Source organism: Exiguobacterium sp. OS-77 (assembly GCF_000414195.2).
In the GTDB taxonomy this organism is placed as follows: domain Bacteria; phylum Bacillota; class Bacilli; order Exiguobacteriales; family Exiguobacteriaceae; genus Exiguobacterium_A; species Exiguobacterium_A indicum.
In genome coordinates, this window is the sequence record NZ_DF239008.1 from 574,549 (window position 1) to 592,335 (window position 17,787).

Annotated in this window: 18 protein-coding genes; 10 read left to right on the forward strand and 8 right to left on the reverse strand. The window is 45.8% G+C overall.

The window, feature by feature from the left end:
- Window positions 1–27 precede the first annotated feature (27 nt).
- Genes EXG77_RS02730 through EXG77_RS02740 form a run of 3 tightly spaced genes read right to left on the reverse strand, consistent with a single transcriptional unit; the run spans window position 28 to window position 2,063 of the window.
- The gene (locus EXG77_RS02730) at window positions 28–375 is read right to left on the reverse strand and encodes an iron-sulfur cluster biosynthesis family protein (protein WP_023469355.1); all 348 of its coding nucleotides are present in this window, start codon (window positions 373–375) and stop codon (window positions 28–30) included.
- Window positions 376–426: 51 nt separating this feature from the next.
- A complete protein-coding gene (locus EXG77_RS02735) occupies window positions 427–1,158 on the reverse strand; it encodes a tryptophan-rich sensory protein (protein ID WP_023469354.1) in 732 nt (243 codons plus the stop codon).
- A 59-nt stretch (window positions 1,159–1,217) separates the two neighbouring features.
- The gene (locus EXG77_RS02740; protein ID WP_023469353.1) at window positions 1,218–2,063 is read right to left on the reverse strand and encodes a DegV family protein; all 846 of its coding nucleotides are present in this window, start codon (window positions 2,061–2,063) and stop codon (window positions 1,218–1,220) included.
- 169 nt (window positions 2,064–2,232) lie between these two features.
- Between EXG77_RS02740 and EXG77_RS02745 the strand changes: the two genes are divergently transcribed.
- From EXG77_RS02745 to EXG77_RS02770, 6 genes are all read left to right on the forward strand, one after another.
- Window positions 2,233–2,796 (forward strand): helix-turn-helix domain-containing protein, encoded by a 564-nt coding sequence (locus EXG77_RS02745; RefSeq protein ID WP_035396133.1) that lies wholly within the window; start codon window positions 2,233–2,235, stop codon window positions 2,794–2,796.
- Window positions 2,797–2,809: 13 nt separating this feature from the next.
- The gene (locus EXG77_RS02750; RefSeq protein ID WP_023469351.1) at window positions 2,810–3,904 is read left to right on the forward strand and encodes an ABC transporter ATP-binding protein; all 1,095 of its coding nucleotides are present in this window, start codon (window positions 2,810–2,812) and stop codon (window positions 3,902–3,904) included.
- Window positions 3,901–4,710, forward strand: coding sequence for an ABC transporter permease (locus EXG77_RS02755; protein WP_029342588.1), 810 nt, complete (start codon window positions 3,901–3,903; stop codon window positions 4,708–4,710). Before EXG77_RS02750 ends, EXG77_RS02755 begins: the two co-directional genes overlap by 4 nt.
- Window positions 4,710–5,510 carry an ABC transporter permease gene (locus EXG77_RS02760; protein ID WP_029342587.1) on the forward strand — a complete coding sequence of 267 codons (801 nt, stop codon included), beginning with the start codon at window positions 4,710–4,712 and terminating at the stop codon, window positions 5,508–5,510. The genes EXG77_RS02755 and EXG77_RS02760 overlap by 1 nt, the downstream gene beginning before the upstream one ends.
- Window positions 5,511–5,513: 3 nt before the next feature.
- The gene (locus EXG77_RS02765) at window positions 5,514–6,587 is read left to right on the forward strand and encodes a PotD/PotF family extracellular solute-binding protein (protein WP_023469348.1); all 1,074 of its coding nucleotides are present in this window, start codon (window positions 5,514–5,516) and stop codon (window positions 6,585–6,587) included.
- A gap of 162 nt (window positions 6,588–6,749) precedes the next feature.
- Window positions 6,750–7,259 (forward strand): hypothetical protein, encoded by a 510-nt coding sequence (locus EXG77_RS02770; RefSeq protein ID WP_035396136.1) that lies wholly within the window; start codon window positions 6,750–6,752, stop codon window positions 7,257–7,259.
- Window positions 7,260–7,289: 30 nt separating this feature from the next.
- Here EXG77_RS02770 and EXG77_RS02775 read toward each other — a convergent pair whose 3' ends face one another.
- A complete protein-coding gene (locus EXG77_RS02775; protein WP_035396138.1) occupies window positions 7,290–7,898 on the reverse strand; it encodes a YktB family protein in 609 nt (202 codons plus the stop codon).
- A gap of 133 nt (window positions 7,899–8,031) precedes the next feature.
- Between EXG77_RS02775 and EXG77_RS02780 the strand changes: the two genes are divergently transcribed.
- Window positions 8,032–9,729, forward strand: a complete 1,698-nt coding sequence (locus tag EXG77_RS02780) for a GGDEF domain-containing protein (protein WP_035396140.1) — start codon at window positions 8,032–8,034, stop codon at window positions 9,727–9,729.
- A 97-nt stretch (window positions 9,730–9,826) separates the two neighbouring features.
- Here EXG77_RS02780 and EXG77_RS02785 read toward each other — a convergent pair whose 3' ends face one another.
- The 4 genes from EXG77_RS02785 to EXG77_RS02800 form a co-directional block, all read right to left on the reverse strand.
- Entirely contained in the window at window positions 9,827–10,477 is a 651-nt protein-coding gene (locus EXG77_RS02785; protein WP_023469344.1) for a homing endonuclease associated repeat-containing protein, read from the reverse strand.
- 268 nt (window positions 10,478–10,745) lie between these two features.
- Complete coding sequence (locus EXG77_RS02790; protein WP_023469343.1) at window positions 10,746–12,395, reverse strand: peptide ABC transporter substrate-binding protein; 1,650 nt, start codon at window positions 12,393–12,395, stop codon at window positions 10,746–10,748.
- 329 nt (window positions 12,396–12,724) lie between these two features.
- Window positions 12,725–13,174: a thioredoxin-dependent thiol peroxidase gene (gene bcp / locus EXG77_RS02795; RefSeq protein ID WP_023469342.1), complete on the reverse strand. Its 450-nt coding sequence runs from the start codon at window positions 13,172–13,174 to the stop codon at window positions 12,725–12,727.
- Between the two features lie 12 nt (window positions 13,175–13,186).
- Window positions 13,187–14,026: a hypothetical protein gene (locus EXG77_RS02800; RefSeq protein WP_035396142.1), complete on the reverse strand. Its 840-nt coding sequence runs from the start codon at window positions 14,024–14,026 to the stop codon at window positions 13,187–13,189.
- 122 nt (window positions 14,027–14,148) lie between these two features.
- On the opposite strand from EXG77_RS02800, the gene EXG77_RS02805 reads away from it, so the two are divergent.
- The 3 genes from EXG77_RS02805 to putP all read left to right on the forward strand — a co-directional run bounded on the left by EXG77_RS02805 (window position 14,149) and on the right by putP (window position 17,700).
- Window positions 14,149–14,436 (forward strand): HesB/YadR/YfhF family protein, encoded by a 288-nt coding sequence (locus EXG77_RS02805; protein ID WP_023469340.1) that lies wholly within the window; start codon window positions 14,149–14,151, stop codon window positions 14,434–14,436.
- A gap of 129 nt (window positions 14,437–14,565) precedes the next feature.
- The gene (gene pruA, locus EXG77_RS02810) at window positions 14,566–16,110 is read left to right on the forward strand and encodes an L-glutamate gamma-semialdehyde dehydrogenase (protein WP_023469339.1); all 1,545 of its coding nucleotides are present in this window, start codon (window positions 14,566–14,568) and stop codon (window positions 16,108–16,110) included.
- A 78-nt stretch (window positions 16,111–16,188) separates the two neighbouring features.
- Window positions 16,189–17,700 (forward strand): sodium/proline symporter PutP, encoded by a 1,512-nt coding sequence (gene putP, locus EXG77_RS02815; RefSeq protein ID WP_035396144.1) that lies wholly within the window; start codon window positions 16,189–16,191, stop codon window positions 17,698–17,700.
- The last annotated feature ends 87 nt before the right edge of the window (window positions 17,701–17,787 follow it).

Genomic DNA, 17,787 nt, shown 5'->3' on the forward strand with positions numbered 1-17,787 from the left:
GACGGAAGTTGCCTTTTTCATTTGCGCTTATGAACGAACCGTCAGGACGCAGCCTGTTTGATCCGTCACGAGCACATTCGTATTGAAGTATTGGCCATCACTTTTTAGGATGAGCGCTTTTTTCTCCGCGTTGTAATCGAGTGTCATTTCTTGATCGAGGAAATGACTCGACCACCGCTTGACGAGAACGGGACCGACGTTTGAATCAATCGTCATGTCTTCGGATGTCGCTTCATCGACGATGCGAATACTGAAAATACCAGAGTTTCCGCAACCACAACCCTCTGTATCGTAATAGAGATGCAGTAGACCGGATACTTCACCGCGTAATTGGCGGATTCGCTCCTGAGCAGACGGTGTAAATGTAATGTTCATGGTCATTCACTCCTTTCCTTTATTATACGCCGTTTGAACGAGAAAGGAACGTCACTTGCTCACGCTGACTTGGCGGCGCATCCGAACGAGAAGGAAGATATAACCAGCTAACAATAAGACGACGCTACCGAGAACCGTCGTATCGACGAGACCATTATCGGACTCGAAATTAATCGCGATATACGCCCAGACGAAGACAAGCGGATAAATCGGATCACGGTTCGCAAACATGAAGAGAAGAGCGATGATGACTCCGACGACGAGTATGATCATCGTCCAACCCGCATCTCCAATTCCAAGCCAAGATGTTACACCTTCTGCATTGATCGTCAGGAAGATGTCGGCAATCGTCGCGACCGATACCCAGCCGAGGTAAAGCGAGAACGGTAGCTTAAAGCGTAATCCTTTCGTCTCACGGTCAATTTTTGAGTAGATGACGATCAAGGACAACAAGAGACCAACGATGACGACAACGGAGACAACGAACAGTTCAAACGTGAAGGAAACGATCCAGCCAGCATTAAACAGACAGCTGATCAAGAACCACGGTCCGATTTTCTTCGCCAGTTCGTGTTCCTTGAACTTCGGAATCGATTGTAAAATCAACCAGATGAGTAGAATCGTATAAATTAATCCCCAAATCGAGAACGCATACCCAGCCGGTTTGAACAATGTGATGATCGAATCAGAGATTCGTCCTGTCTTTCCACCATCAAGGGCGTTCACGGCAATCGTGAAGATGAAGCCGACCCAGTTGAGCCAAATCCATTTATTATTTTTCAAACAAAAAACCTCCTTTATTCTCTAAAGAAGGTTTACCCAAAAATCAAATTCATTAGTCATCACGGTCGGCGCGTCGGGTTCAAAAAGGACATCCCGATCGCTGGATTTCCTGTATGCGAACCGAGAACCGGTGTCAAGTCATCGATCCGGACACGCACATCGTATTGCGATTCGAGGCGTTGTTTCCACTCGAGTGCCAGGTCATACGCTGTCGCGTGGAATAGTGAAATATCCGTGACCTGTCCCCGTTCAATGATTGCGACAAGGTGATCAAAAATCTTCGAATGCGCTTTTTTGAACGTCCGGACGGTTTGATAAGGAACGATCTTTCCTTCCTCGAAGTGGAACAACGGACGAAGTTGCAACAAGTTACCGACGAATGCCTTCGTCGAAGAGATCCGTCCACCTGCTTGTAATTGATCGAGGTTTGCGACCGTGAATTCAATGTGATGATCGAAACGACGCTCGAGAATGATCTGTTCGACGGATTCGATCGAGTGTCCCGCTTCGACGAGTTCGATCGCTTCTGCTAGGAGTTGACCAGCCGGGTAAATGCCACAACGGGAATCAATCGCAATCAGACGAAAGCCAGCAATCTCTGCCCCTTGAACGGAAGCGTTGTACGTTCCGCTCAGTTCGCTCGATAAGTGAACAGCGAAGCCGACGTCGTAATCCTCTTTCAACCGTTCATAATGCTCGGTGAAGCTTCCGATTGAAGGTTGGCTCGTCGTTACCTTGTGTTTTGAGTCAATCCAGCTATAGACGGTCTCCGCATCAACGTCGACACCATCGACGAAACTTTCTCCATCCTTCATGACAAGTAAAGGGACGACCGAAAGATCATCGCGCTGAGCGATCGTATCCGGTAAAATCGTTGTACTATCAGTGATCCAAGCGATCCGCATAACAAGTTCCTCCTTAAATTAGTACCTGATATTAATTGTAGGTGTAAGCGTTCTCGCTGTCAAATGAACATTAAAAAATATCGAACGTTTTAGTTGATTAAATAATGAAATACGCTATAATCGGTACGTGATTAGTAAACTTTTAGTCATCTTATACTAAACTAAGCCGATGAGAGGAGGACGTCGATTGTACTCAATCGGTCAAAAAATCAAGAACCTCCGTCTTCAAAAGGGATTGACGCAAGAGGAACTAGGGGAAAGAACAGACCTGAGTAAAGGGTACATCTCGCAACTCGAACGGGAAATCAGTTCACCGTCGATCGAGACGCTGTTTCATCTCCTCGAAGTCCTTGGCATCTCACCGAAGGATTTCTTTGATGAGGATACACTCAATCAAAAAGTCGTCTATGGGGAAGAGGATGTCACGACATATGCCGATGAGGAACAGGGGTATCATGTCACGTGGCTCATTCCGGAATCGAATGAAAAAGAGATGGAACCGGTCCTGCTCACACTCGCGCCAGGGGGAGCATTCAAGACGTATGAACCATCAGGTGCCGAGACGTTCGTCTATGTGCTCGCAGGAAACGTCACGCTGACGCTCGGACGTCAGTCTTTTGTAGCGAAACAAGGAGAGACACTTTACTATAAGGCTTCAGAAATCCATCAACTACGCAATGAGTCAACACAAGAGACGAAGGTCCTCGTGACTGCGACTGACTCATACTTATAAAGGAGGAACTAGATTGGCAGATACTACGATCATTCAATTCAAGGACGTTACGAAACGATACGACGATCAGACCGTCCTCGACCAAGTCAGCTTCGAAATCGAACGCGGGAAGTTCTATACGTTACTCGGACCATCGGGTTGTGGGAAAACGACGATCTTACGACTGATTGCTGGCTTTTCGGAAGCAACAGAAGGGGACATCATCTTCAACGGAAAACGGATCAACGATGTACCGGCGAACAAACGTCAAGTCAATACGGTTTTCCAAGACTATGCACTCTTCCCGCACTTGAACGTTTTCGAGAACATCGCCTTCGGTCTTCGCATCAAGAAGGTGAAAGAAGCAGAAATCGCTAAACGTGTGACGGACGCGTTGAAGTTCGTCAACTTGTCCGGTTATGAGAAACGAGAAATCACCGAGATGTCAGGTGGACAGCGGCAACGTGTCGCGATTGCTCGGGCAATCGTCAATGAGCCGGAAGTCATCTTGCTCGATGAGCCACTGTCAGCGCTCGACTTGAAATTACGGACAGAGATGCAGTATGAGCTCCGCGACTTGCAACGTCGTCTTGGCATCACGTTCATCTTCGTCACGCACGACCAAGAAGAGGCACTGGCGATGTCAGATGAAATCTTCGTCCTCAATCACGGTGTCATTCAACAATCGGGCACACCGACGGATATCTATGATGAACCGATCAACCGCTTCGTCGCGGACTTCATCGGTGAGTCGAACATCATTCCAGGGCGCATGGTGGAAGACTATCGGGTCTGGTTCGCAGAAAAGGAATTCGAATGTGTCGACCGTGGTCTTGAATTGAACGAACCGGTCGAGATCGTCATCCGTCCGGAGGATCTCGAAATCACGAACGTGACCCAAGGGAAACTACAAGTCACCGTCGATTCGCAACTTTTCCGTGGCGTGCATTACGAGATCGCTTGTATGGATGAAGTCGGTAACGAATGGCTCGTCCACAGTACGAAAAAAGCGACGGTTGGTGAGCAGATCGGACTGACATTTGATCCGGAAGCGATTCACGTCATGCGACTGAACGAGACGGAAGAAGAATTCGATAAGCGTCTGGAATCCTACGACGGGGTGTTATGATGCAAAAATCACGTAACTGGTATCTTATCCCGTATCTATTCTGGATTGCCTTGTTCGTCATCGCACCGATCGTACTCGTCGTCTACTATTCATTCCTTGATTTGGACGGCAACTTCTCATTTGAGAACTACCAGAACTTCTTTACGTCGACCTATTTGACGATGACACTCAGCTCGTTCTGGTATGCCTTTTTGATTACAGTGTTTTCGCTCTTGATCGGTTATCCGACCGCTTACTTGTTGACGAAAACGAAGCATAAACAGCTGTGGCTACTTTTGATCATCTTACCGACGTGGATCAACTTGTTGTTGAAAGCTTATGCCTTCATCGGGTTATTCAGTACGTATGGTCTTGCGAACCAAACGCTTGAAGCGATTGGAATTGGACGACAACAGATTCTCTTTACCGATTTTAGTTTCGTCTTCGTCTCGGTGTACATCTTCATTCCGTTCATGATCCTGCCGATCTTCAATGCGATTGAAAAACTGAGTCCGTCACTCGTCTTCGCTGCACGTGATCTTGGGGCGTCGAACTTCACGACGTTTCGGCGTGTCGTCTTCCCGCTGACGCTCGATGGTGTGAAGTCAGGCTGTCAGCTCGTCTTCATTCCGGCGTTATCGCTGTTCATGATTACGCGTCTGATTGCCGGGAACCGCGTCATCACGCTCGGTACAGCGATTGAACAGCAGTTCCTCGTGACACAGAACTGGGGCATGGGAGCGACGATCGCTGTCTTCCTCATCATCGCGATGGCGATCATCCTTGCCTTGACGAGTACGAAACGGAAGAAAGGAGCGACGACTTGATGAAACGTCTGAAACTAGCAAATCTTTATCTGATCGGAGTCTTCATCATTTTGTATGCTCCGATATTCTACTTGGCATTCTATTCGTTCAACAGTGCTGACAACATGACGAACTTCGATTCGTTCACGTGGGATTGGTACAAGGAAGTCTTCCAAGATTCACGTTTGTTGATCATCGTATTGAACACACTCGTCATCGCCTTGTTATCAGCTGCAATCTCGACGATTCTTGGCGTATTCGGAGCGATTGGGATTCAAGCCGTCCGTAAGAAACGGGTCGAGACGTCGTTGTTGACGCTCAACAGCATCTTGATCGTCAGTCCGGATGTTATCATTGGGGCATCGTTCTTGATCTTCTTCACGCTACTTGGCATCCAACTCGGCTTTACGTCAGTCCTACTGTCCCACATCGCGTTTTCGGTACCGATCGTCGTCATTCTCGTCCTGCCGAAGTTGCAGGAGATGAGTCCAACGCTCGTTGATGCAGCGCGCGACTTAGGCGCAAGCCGTTGGGATGTTTTGACGAAAGTCATCTTGCCGTATATCACACCAGGGATCTTCGCTGGCTTCTTTACGGCATTGACGTACTCACTGGATGATTTTGCGGTGACGTTCTTCGTGACAGGAAACGGCTTTACGACGTTGTCCGTTGAGATCTACTCACTTGCCCGTCAAGGGATTTCGATGAAGATCAACGCCTTGTCGACCGTCATCTTCTTGTTTACGTTCTTACTCGTCATCGGCTACTACTTCTTGAACCAACGAGCTGCTACGAAGCTTTCGCGACCGGAGGTGAAATGACCGTTGAAAAAATTGATTCAATTATTTGCCGCGATTTTCCTGATCTCGGGTGTCATTTTATTCACCTTGAATCAGTTAAATGAGACACAAGGGTATTCAGGGAAAAATGTCCTGAACATCTACAACTGGGGCGATTACATCGACCCAGCACTGATCAAACAGTTTGAGAAGGAGAGCGGCATCAAAGTCGTCTATCAGACGTTCGATTCAAACGAAGCAATGCTGACGAAGATCGAACAGGGAGGAACGACGTACGATATCGCTGTTCCGTCCGACTATGCGATTGCGAAGATGATCGATGAGAAGCTCGTCGTTCCGATCGATCATCAAAAAATCCCGAATCTCAAAAACATCGATTCGCGCTTTTTAGATTTATCGTTCGATCCGAACAACAAGTACTCGATTCCGTATTTCTGGGGAACGGTCGGTATCGTCTACAATAAAGACTTGATTGATGGGAAGAAACCGACGAGCTGGAAGGATCTCTGGGATCCGAAGCTAAAGAATCAGATTCTACTCGCTGACGGTGCCCGTGAAGTGATGGGGATGAGCTTGAATAGTCTCGGTTATTCGTTAAATGAAACGGATGAGTCGAAACTACAGGAAGCAAAAGCGAACTTGATGCGCCTGACACCAAACGTCAAGGCAATCGTCGGAGACGAGATTAAGTTATTGCTCGCGAATGAAGAAGCGGGGCTCGGTGTCGTCTGGTCAGGTGATGCAAACGAGATCATGAGCGAGAATGAAAATCTTGACTACGTCATTCCAAAAGAAGGATCAAACGTCTGGTTCGATAATGTCGTCATTCCGAAGACCGCGAAAAACGTCGAGGGGGCACATGAGTTCATCAACTTCATGCTGCGTCCAGATGTTTCAGCGAAAAATGCGGATTACGTCGGTTATTCGACACCAAACAAAGAAGGCTTAAAACTGCTCGACAAATCGGTTCGGACCGATGAGCGATTCTATCCTGATAAACAAGTCACAGATACACTTGAAGTTTATGAGAACCTCGGGAAGAAGATGCTCGCACATTACAATGAGTTGTTCCTAGAGTTTAAGATGCATAAGAAATGAGGAAGAACCTAGTGTCCCGCCGACACTAGGTTCTTTTTGTTTGCATGTATAAAAAATAAAAATAAACTTCCATAAAAAAACTATAAAAACTGAATAATTTTTTGAAATAGGGGAATCAGTTTATTATCAACGCTTTATATAGGCGCCGAGGAGGACATTAGCATGAAACAAGTCTTAGGAATCATCTTAACTGCCGCACTCACTGTCAGCATCGTGTCAGGCACTTCATATAATCAATCGGTCGAAGCAACAAAACAAACTGATGTAAAATGGCTTCAAGAAATTCAGACGCAAGCAAAACAAGCACATTCCCTCGATGGAAAAGTTGTTCTTGAAAAAACGACACTTACGCAAGTACATAAAGCGTACAAAGGCGAAAAGAGCTCGAACTGGTGTCAAAGTGGAAATGGTCTTGCTTCAGCAGATCGTGCCCTTCACTACTGTTCAACGTATGGTGTGAAGGATGCAAAAGCGAAAGTCAGTGCCATCGTTTATGATCCGAAACAAGTCAAACGGACGGTTACAGTCAAGGAAGTCAAACAAGCCTATCCGACAGCAAAACTCGATAAAACGTTCAATGTCATGACCGTTTCCTCAAAACAGGTCAACATTTATCTAAATTTAAACTCTGACCGTACACAAGTCATGTCAATTCTAGTAAAATATAACTAATGAAAAGGATGACCGATTCGGCCATCCTTTTTATTTAATCGTTTTATAGAGTGGTACGAGATGCGAATAGGTATTTCGAATCACATCTAATAACTCCTCGCGTGTCAATTCGCTCACTTGTTGTGCTGAAATGTGACGACCGACGAGGAATTCTGCTTTTTTGACATCATGGAAGCGTTCTAACCCTGAATGGATGTCGGTCTCGTGTACGGGAACAGCATCTTTTTTCATATGATCATATGAAATGACGAAGTCTTCAGGGAGTGTGGTTAGTAAATCCGTATGATTTAGTAATTGTGAGGCATAGTGTTGTTTGTTCGGCAACTCATAGATATAGGCGAGCCAAATGAACAGATGGTCATCAAACAGTCCGACTTGGAAGTGAGGATGCTTTTTATAGCCGCGTCTATCTGGTGAAAAAGCCATCCATGTATCCTGTGGCGGATTTACTTTGCGTCTAGCATGTTGTGCGATATGGACGTGCATGTCCTCTTCGATCGCGACGGTCAAGTCGGGCGTGATTTCTTGTCCGATATCGCGAAAAATCGGTTGGATGCGCTCGCGAATGGCATGCATTCGTGAATCAAGACCATCAATGTGAAACGTGTCAAAAGCATATTGAGTAAACGTATTTGTCATGAAAGATCACCTCTTTAATGAGTGTATCAAATGAAACGATTCAAGTTCGACATTTTGCTCAAAAAATTGAATAATAGAATTAACAATTTATTACAATTTTAAAAAATAGATTAAACAGGAAGGGGAAGTTCGAGTGCGCCGTTTTCAACAATATCTCCTTCGAAGCTGGGTCGTATTTTTCTTAATCGTGATTGGCATCGATCTTTTTGCGAAGTCTAAGGATTATAGCCTCAGCGTCGACTTGTTCACGTTTTTATTGATTGCCGCATTATCCACTATTTTTGTCGTCGATCCGGTTCGCCGACGACATATGAGCTTCACGTTTCATTTTGGTTTTGTATTGTTCACATTTTTAACGTATGGCATGCTTTCTGCTATTTGTGTAGGACAGGTCACCATGTTGATTTATCAATTACGTACGATTCATACACCAGTCGGAAGACGACGGATGCTACATAACTATCCGTTTAATGTGGCGCTAGAACTTTTCTTAATCGTACCAGCAGGTCTAGCTTATAATCTCTTAGGTGGGACGCATGGTGATGCCTTTCAATTAACTGACAACATCATCCCGTTGCTTGCGATGGTCGTTATTTTATGGATTGTCTTATTGCTGCAATACCAACTTTCACGATTTCTTTTGGGTGAAAATATTCCAAGTGATGTCATGTTTCAGCTGCTACGCTTCGAAGCAGTCGTCATCACGGCAGAACTACTCTATGGTATTTTCAGTACACTTGTCGTGCAAGGAAACGGGAATAGCGGGCTTGTAATGGCAGCGTTTGCACTTTTCATCATCAAGCGTTCTCTCGGTAGTTCGGTCCAAGCATCGGACCGAATTGAGCATTGGGAACAAATTGAACGTTTAAAAGAAGCGGCGTGGAAAGACGGTGACGCGCAATTTATCATCGAACGATACCTGCGACAACTCAATCAATTCGTCAAACCGGATATTGCATGGATTAAATTCGATTTCGAAGAGGGACAACAAAGTGTCTATTATTCCTTAAAGGATGGGCGTAAATTAAAGGCGGACCATGTAGAAGGGAAGGTCATAGAGGAAATCATTGAAAAAGAGGAAGTTTTACTCTATGGTATGCAACAGGAGTGGGATATTCGATTGTATGATTGTTTACCAGAGGAAATTCAATCCGTCTTATTCATACAGCCTGAAGCAACGGAGACGATCAATTGCTCACTCTTACTTGCCTCTGAAGCCAGTGGAGAGTTTACGAAAGACTTTGGGTACGAGTTGTATCGCGCGTTGCGTGTCCTGTCATGGGCTGTAGAGCGCGCACATGAACGAGAGCGATTGCTGATTGATAGCCGGACGGATGCGATGACGAAATTACCCAATTATCGCGCGTTACAAGAGTGGGGGGATCGTCGAATCAAACAACGCGATCTGTATCCTTTCTCCGCATTGATGATCGATCTCGATCACTTTAAGCAAATCAATGATACGTACGGTCATGAAATCGGCGATGTCGTCCTATTTGAAGTAGCTAAGTTGCTGATGCAAGCGACGCGAATCACGGATCTCGTGGCTCGGTATGGTGGGGAAGAATTCGTCATCTTGCTTCCGAATACGGATCTAGAGTCCGCCCGCATCGTGGCAGAACGAATTCGTGAGACGTTGCATGCTAATCCGATAGTAGTCGAGGGTCATACTCTTGAGATTACAGCGAGCATAGGGGTAGATACGCTGAAGGAACTGGGCGATCTAGCCAGTTTGATCCGAAACGCGGACCGTGCGATGTATGTCGGTGCGAAGTTCCAAGGACGCGATCGTGTCGCAGCGTATCATGAATGGAAAGAGAAAGTCATTTGAATCACACCAAAAAAAGATGGCGGAAACGTCATCTTTTTTTTGGTGAAAAAAAGCCTTTCCGTCTCGAAGATCGGAAAGGACTGAAGAATGGATGAGTTCATTGAGCTTGTTGTTTGTTGAGACGGATCTCATTTTCAATCGCATGAATCGCAGCCGACCAAGAGCCGTATCGGTGTAATAGAGCTTTCGTCGAGGGTTTATTGTTCCGTTTCGCCCATTCTCGATAGGCTTCAAATGAAAGAGAAAATCCGACTTCTTCGATGGCTTGACGAAGCGATGCAGCGAGCTCTGCTTTAGAGTAGGTCACGCTGGCTTCAAGACCTGCTGCCGTACAGGCATCATGCCATGATCCGAACATCTTAACGATGTGATAGTGACTCGGCGCGTGGTGAACGGATTTTCGCCACATTTGATACTTTTTCAAGGTGATTGTCGATCCGACATCCTGCGCATAGCGATGAAACGATTTTAAGATCTCATCTTTTGTATACTTCGGCGCCCGCTCGAGTTCTTCGGGTTGCTGATCTACATTCCATTCGTAACCTGCTGCAGATAAAGCTTCAGGCCAAGACCCGAATTGACGAACGATATTCTCTGGCTGTGGCCAGTCATTGACGAGCGCATAACGACGGTAGACTGTACGCCTTGGACGATCCTGGATGAGTTCACCGACTGCGCGAATCGCTTCGATCATCTCGAGTTGTTCTTCCGTATAACTCTTTTGATTTGTAAGTACGCGTTGCTTCATGAGTGAGTCCTCCTTCCTAGTGAAGTAGAGTATTGAGGCAAAAGTCCTCTGTGGTAAATATATCGGTTCATTTCCATTAATTATGAATAATTTTAATGAATTATTGTAAATATAGTGAATCGGATTCTTTGATAGTATAAAACGAAGATATAAAAATGAAAACAGAATGACACGAAATTTTAATGCTATTCAGAAAAATAGGACAAATGACACAGGTGGAAAAAAAGACCAGACACGCTCGTCAGCGAATCTGGTCTTTTGGTGTAACTTATTTTCCTTCGATTGATGCCCATTTGTATGAAGTATCGGCACCTACTTTATGGTTGACGATTCCTTTGACATACGGCTTACGTAAGAAGGAAGCTCCGCGCTGATACATAACAGAGATTGCTTGATCGTCCTCAAGGAGAGTTTTCTCAGCGTCTTTCAGTGCCTGCCAACGTTTCTCAGCATCTACTTCTTTTTGAGCTGATTTGATGAGTGAATCATATTTATCGCTTGAGTACTTACCACGGTTGTATGGTCCACCTGTTACCCACATATCGAGGAACGTCATCGGATCCTGGTAGTCAGGTCCCCATCCTGCGAATGATAGTTCGAACTCACCTTTTGATTCTAGCTCAAGTTTGTTCTTGAACGGCTGTTGTTTGATCGTGACTTCAAGACCTGGAAGGTTTTTCTCCCACTCGCCTTTAAGGTATTCAGAGATTTTCTTCGAGTTATCATCATCGTATGAAAGAAGCTCGAGTTTGACTGATTTTTTACCGATATCTTTCAATCCTTTTTCGAACGATGCTTTTGCAGAAGAAGCATCGTATGAACCGAAGCCTTCGTTACCATCACGGAAGTCTTTACCGTCTGGACCTTTTGCGAATTCTTTCGGGACATAGTAATAAGCTGGGATTGAACCGTTGTTTAAGAGAACTTTTGCCATCTGCTCTTTATCGTACCCAGAGTCGATTGCTTTACGGATGTCTTTATTTTTCAAGAGTTCATTCTTGAAGTTCATTTGGATATAGTACATCGATGCATCAAGGCGTGTATCGAAGTCTTCGTTATCTTTGTACTGATCCACGAATTCGCTTGTCAGACCAACTTGGTCGATATCACCTTTTTCGTAAAGGTTAACTGCAGTCGATGTTTCCTTAACGACTTTGTAGTTGATCTCTTCGAGTTTAACGTTATCTTTATCCCAGTACTGATCGTTTTTCTTGTAGCTCCAACCGACTTCTGTTTTCCAGTCTGATAGGACGAATGGTCCGTTGTAAAGGAATGTATCTGGTTTCGTCGCGAAGTTTTTCCCTTGTTTTTCGACGAACTCTTGTTTCAGTGGCATGAATGAACCGAAACCAGTTAATGATTTGAAGTATTCAGCCGGTTGTGTCAGCTTAACTTCGAGCGTTTTGTCGTCAACAGCTTTGACTGCAACATCGTCAGCTTTTCCTTTTCCTGTGTTATACGCTTCTGCGCCATCGATGAGATACATGATATACGCATATTGCGAACCACTTTTCGGATCAAGAACACGTTTCCATGCATACTCGAAGTCTTTTGCTGTGACATCACTGCCATCCGACCATTTCGAATCACGAAGCTTGAACGTGTATGTAAGTCCATCTTCCGAAACATCAACACTTTCAGCAACACCAGGTGTAGCTTCTTGTTTGTCATCAAGACGGAATAGACCTTCTTGGACGTTGTTTAACACTGTGAAGGAAACAGAGTCTGTTGCGACGGTTGGGCTAAGTGCTGGAATATCTGAAGCACTCGTTAAATTTAAGATTTGTTTGTCTGAAGATTTCTCTCCAGATGTCGAACCGCTTTCTTTTTTACCTTCATCTGTCGTCGAACATGCCGCAAGACTTGATCCAGCGATTGTCAGTGCTCCAACGAGTGCAAGTGCCTTTTTCTTCTTCATAAAGTAAATCCCTCCCAAAAGAAATAGATATATCTGGTGAAACGATAAGAACCGATAGGATAGCGATCCGGTGTCCGACTAAAAATAAGAGGGGTCATCGCCTTTTATTCTTAAGCTGTGGAAAGCACCGGATCAACTTGTTATCAATAATAAATACAATATTCAGAAAAATCAATAGAATATTTTCAGATTATTTCAAAATCATTAAATTTGTGTGTAATACCAATGGTTTTTTTATTAAATTATTTTTTTTGAAGGATAAAATTAGGAGTTTTTAAAAGGGTTTAATACAAAAAGAACCAGTTGTATAAAACAACTGGTTCTTGAACTCATTTCTGCTCTTGGACGTACTGAAGTGCTTCTGCGACGTGATCTTTTACTTTCACACTGCGCCATTCCTTGACGATTTCACCAGACTCATCAATTAGGAAAGTTGAACGAACAATTCCAAAATATTCCTTACCGTAGTTCTTTTTCAGTTGCCAGACGCCATATTGCTCACACACTTCATGCTCGATATCTGATAACAATTGGAACGGTAATTCGTATTTTGCGATAAAGTTTTGATGCCGTTTCTGACTATCAGCAGAAACACCGAGAATGACGGTGTTATTTTCTTCGAACGCTTGCGTCGCATCACGGAAATCACATGCCTCGGTCGTACAACCAGGCGTTGAATCCTTCGGATAGAAATAGAGTACGACTTTTTTTCCGCGATAATCCTCGAGGGAAATCGGTTCTCCTTGTGCGTTCGGAAGGGTGAATGTTGGTGCTTGCATGAAAATTCCTCCTTATCCTAATTCCATGTTTAATTGATCCGCATATTTCTCAAGCTTCTTTTGAAGACTCTCTTTTAATGGATCGAGGGCAATCAAGTACTTCTCATAATCCGAACCGGCTTTCGCTGTCTTCATGAGGAGTGACTGTTCTTCTTCATACCAGTCTGCGTAGTCTTGATAGTAATCAACGAGCGTTTCAGGATTTCCTTCGTTCTTGAGCGCCTCACCGTAAATCATCAGGATGTTACTGTTCATCTCAAGCGCCATATAATCGGTTTGCGCATTGACACGAGAGAAGACGGCATCCTGCTCTTTTTCATCGGTTTTTCCGATCTCATCAGCCGCCTTCGCATTGACACCATATTCATCAGCGTTAAATCCAGTGAACATATCGCCAAGCGTCGAGAAGACGGACGGATCGAATGTCGTCGGTGTCAGGACGATTTTCCACTCATCGTCTTTCTTCAATAACAGTTTCGATCCCCGGTTTGGGAGAATCGATCCTTTCGCATCCTTGAATTCGTGGATGATATAGGCGACGTCGCCCTTTTGGAACGACTTGACGACCTTACCGGGAACGACATTCAAGTTCTTCGCACCAACGGCAAGCGGTTCAAGTTGTTTTGCGTCAGCCGTATATTCAATCGATGCGAGATCCTTCGCATCTGCTCGTCCGGATTGACCGAGCGTTTTTTCGTATGTTTGATAGACGTCAAGAACGGCTTGTTCAGCCTTCTGTTGTTTCGTTTCCGTCGTCTTCGGGGATTTGGTATCTGTAGAAGACGGGGAATCGTTTCCGCAACCGACGAGTACGAGACTGGTCGCAAGCAGCACTACGAGCGATCGTTTCATTCGAATTCCTCCTAAGATGAATGTTTCATGGTGCTTCCATAGCTAATCTTGTCTCTACCATACAGGAAATTCGCTTTTTTGAGTAGGATATCGGTACACTAAACGAAAGGGGAGTGATAGATATGAAAATTCATATTACAGATGAGGCATTACAATACTTCAAAGATGAGATGGAAGCAAAATCAGGCGATACGATTCGCTTCTTCGCAAAATATGGTGGCTCAACGGATTTAACACAAGGTTTCTCGGTTGGTGTTCATATGGAAGAAGTCGAGCGGGCAGCGGTCGAAGAGGTCGTCGACGGCATCCACTTCGTCGTCTCGGATCAAGATGATTGGTTATTCCAAGGGCAAGACGTCAAAGTTTCAATTGAACACGAAGAGATCGTCTTTTCACAAGCGAAGGAATAAATAGAGACGAGGAGAGATCAATTTGGTCGCTCCTCTATTTTTTTGACTAGAATAATTGTAAGCGGACTCATGCTTCTGTACAATGGAGAATGTAAGCGATTTAAAGTAGAGACTAAAGGGGGAATAGAGATGATTCCGTACAAACACGAACCATTCACGGACTTCTCACAAGAAGCAAACAAGAAAGCGTTCGAAGAGGCACTTGCACTCGTCACGCAAGAACTCGGCAAAGATTATCCGCTCGTCATCGGTGGAAAACATGTGACGACGGAAGATAAAATCGTCTCCGTCAATCCGGCTAACAAAGAAGAGATCGTCGGACGTGTCTCGAAAGCGACACAGGAACATGCAGAAGAAGCGATGCAAGCAGCAGTCACAGCTTTCGAAACATGGAAATTCGTCAATCCGTCTATACGTGCGGACGTCCTATTCAAAGCAGCGAACATCATCCGCAAGCGGAAGCATGAGTTCTCTGCCTACCTCGTTAAAGAAGCAGGGAAGCCTTGGAATGAAGCGGATGCTGATACAGCAGAAGCGATCGACTTCCTCGAATACTACGCACGTCAGATGCTCGTCTTAAAAGACGGTAAAAAAGTCGAGAGTCGTCCAGGCGAATACAACCGTTACGATTACATCCCACTCGGTGTTGGTGTCATCATCTCACCATGGAACTTCCCACTCGCGATCATGGCTGGAACAGCTGTCGCAGCAATCGTGGCAGGGAACCCGATCCTCTTGAAACCCGCATCGACGACACCGGTCGTCGCAGCGAAATTCGTCGAAGTAATGGAGCAGGCTGGCCTTCCAGCTGGTGTCTTGAACTTCGTACCAGGTTCAGGGGCAGAAGTTGGTGACTACCTCGTCGATCACCCGAAAACACGTTTCATCAGCTTCACGGGATCACGTGATGTCGGTCTTCGCATCAACGAGCGGGCATCGAAACTAAACGAAGGTCAAATCTGGCTCAAACGCGTCATCGCGGAAATGGGCGGAAAAGATACGATGGTCATCGATGAGTCGGCCGACCTCGATTACGCAGCGGACATGATCACGAAAGCGGCATTCGGATTCTCGGGTCAAAAATGTTCAGCTTGTTCACGTGTCGTCGCACTCGACTCTGTCTATGACGAGTTGCTCGAAAAAGTCGTCGCGAACACGAACAAACTCAGCATCGGTAACCCGACGGATGTCTCAAACAACGTCGGACCAGTCATCGACGCAGCAGCATTCAAGAAAATCACGTCGTACTTCGACGTCGCAAAAGAAGAAGGACGCATCGTCGCAGGTGGTACGGCAGATGATTCAACAGGATTCTTCGTCTCACCGACAGTCGTCGCGGACGTTCAACCAACGGATCGTTTGATGCAAGAAGAGATCTTTGGACCAGTCGTCGCCTTCACGAAAGCGAAAGATTTCAAAGAAGCAATCGACATCGCGAACAACACGGAATACGGATTGACAGGTGCTGTCATCACGCAAGACCGGACGAACCAAGAGTACGCGCGTGCGAACTTCCACGTCGGTAACCTCTACTTCAACCGTGGGTGCACAGGCGCAATCGTTGGCTACCAACCATTTGGTGGATTCAACATGTCTGGAACGGATTCGAAAGCGGGCGGACCAGATTACTTGACTTTACATCTTCAAGCAAAAACAACTTCAGAAATGTTCTGAAATGGTGTTTAATAGATGAAACGGGTGTGCGACCTGCATGCCCGTTTTTCTTATATCATGGAAAAAGGGGGAGCAAGGATGAACGGAATGTGGTTTGCGATTTTGTTGTATCTCGGACTGATGGTCGCACTTGGCGTCATTGCGTATTATCGGACGAAGAACATGAATGACTACATGCTTGGGGGACGTACGATTGGTCCAGTCGTCACGGCGCTCTCTGCTGGAGCAAGTGACATGAGTGGCTGGCTGTTGATGGGATTACCGGGTGCGATGTATGCAACTGGTCTGTCCAGTGGGTGGATCGTCGTTGGATTGTTACTTGGCGCATACGCCAACTGGTTACTCGTCGCGCCGCGTCTGCGTGCGTATACGGCACATGCAGGGGATGCGATCACGATTCCCGATTACTTCGAAAAACGATTCCACGATAAAAGTGGTGTCTTGCGTACTGTTTCAGCTGGAGTTATCTTAATATTCTTTATAATGTACGCATCAAGTGGCTTTGTCGCGGGTGGTCGTTTGTTCGAAGCAGTCTTTGGTCTCGAGTACACGACAGGTCTTTGGATTCTAGCGGGCGTCGTCATTGCATACGTCTTCCTCGGTGGTTTCCTTGCCGTCAGTTGGACAGACGTCGTCCAAGGGATGATCATGGTGATCGCGTTGCTGATCGTACCAGGCGTTGCCCTCGCTTTAAGCGGTGGGATCAACGAGACGCTCGAAACGATTCGGTCGACGGACGGTTCAAAGCTCGAGTTATTCAAAGGTACGACGGTCATTGGAATCGTCTCGCTACTCGCATGGGGACTCGGCTACTTTGGTCAGCCGCATATCATCGTTCGTTTCATGGCGATTCGGAACTTACACGAGATGAAGTCAGCACGTCGCGTCGGGATGATCTGGATGACGTTCTCAATCTTTGGAGCGATGGTGACAGGTTTGATCGGATATGCCTACTTCACGCAACAAAATAGTCCTTTAGGAGAACCAGAGAATGTCTTCATTCAATTATCACGCGATCTCTTCCCTGGTTTCATTACGGGACTGTTGCTTGCAGCCTTACTTGCTGCCATCATGTCGACGATCTCGACACAGCTACTCGTCTCTTCGAGTGCGGCAACGAATGATTTCTATCAACGTTTCTTCAAGCGTGATGCTTCGGATCGTGAATTGATGGTCATGGGGCGCGTGATGGTCCTTGTCGTCGCTGCTCTAGCGATTCTCTTATCGTTCGGTGCACAGAAGTCGATCTTGACTCTCGTTGGTTATGCGTGGGCTGGTTTCGGTGCCGCGTTCGGACCAGTCGTTCTGTTCAGCTTGCTTTGGCGCCGGATGAACAAGACAGGAGCACTTGCTTCGATGATTACGGGATCTGTCGTCGTCATCGCCTGGATTCTCATCAAACAAAATGTCGAAGGGTTGCCATTCTACATTTCTGAGATGTACGAGATGATTCCAGCCTTCTTCGCTTCGACTGTTGCGCTCGTCGTCGGTAGTCTCGTGACGAAGGAACCGAGTCAAGCGATCTATGATGAATTCGATCAAGTGCAAGCGCAGCTAAAAGGTGCGGAGCCTGAGCGGAAGATCGTCTAATTAACAAAAAGGGGTGTTTCCTGATTACAGGAGACATCCCTTTTTAATTCACTTCATACGTTGTTATTTACCATAAACATATTTGTT

Coding starts and splice junctions, on each gene's coding strand:
- EXG77_RS02775 (WP_035396138.1), bottom strand. CDS start 7,898: ATGACAAATACGTTTACTCAATATGCTTTTGACACGTTTCACATTGAT.
- EXG77_RS02760 (WP_029342587.1), top strand. CDS start 4,710: ATGAAACGTCTGAAACTAGCAAATCTTTATCTGATCGGAGTCTTCATC.
- EXG77_RS02770 (WP_035396136.1), top strand. CDS start 6,750: ATGAAACAAGTCTTAGGAATCATCTTAACTGCCGCACTCACTGTCAGC.
- EXG77_RS02790 (WP_023469343.1), bottom strand. CDS start 12,395: ATGAAGAAGAAAAAGGCACTTGCACTCGTTGGAGCACTGACAATCGCT.
- EXG77_RS02755 (WP_029342588.1), top strand. CDS start 3,901: ATGATGCAAAAATCACGTAACTGGTATCTTATCCCGTATCTATTCTGG.
- putP (WP_035396144.1), top strand. CDS start 16,189: ATGAACGGAATGTGGTTTGCGATTTTGTTGTATCTCGGACTGATGGTC.
- bcp (WP_023469342.1), bottom strand. CDS start 13,174: ATGCAAGCACCAACATTCACCCTTCCGAACGCACAAGGAGAACCGATT.
- EXG77_RS02730 (WP_023469355.1), bottom strand. CDS start 375: ATGAACATTACATTTACACCGTCTGCTCAGGAGCGAATCCGCCAATTA.
- EXG77_RS02745 (WP_035396133.1), top strand. CDS start 2,233: ATGAGAGGAGGACGTCGATTGTACTCAATCGGTCAAAAAATCAAGAAC.
- EXG77_RS02740 (WP_023469353.1), bottom strand. CDS start 2,063: ATGCGGATCGCTTGGATCACTGATAGTACAACGATTTTACCGGATACG.
- EXG77_RS02785 (WP_023469344.1), bottom strand. CDS start 10,477: ATGAAGCAACGCGTACTTACAAATCAAAAGAGTTATACGGAAGAACAA.
- pruA (WP_023469339.1), top strand. CDS start 14,566: ATGATTCCGTACAAACACGAACCATTCACGGACTTCTCACAAGAAGCA.
- EXG77_RS02805 (WP_023469340.1), top strand. CDS start 14,149: ATGAAAATTCATATTACAGATGAGGCATTACAATACTTCAAAGATGAG.
- EXG77_RS02800 (WP_035396142.1), bottom strand. CDS start 14,026: ATGAAACGATCGCTCGTAGTGCTGCTTGCGACCAGTCTCGTACTCGTC.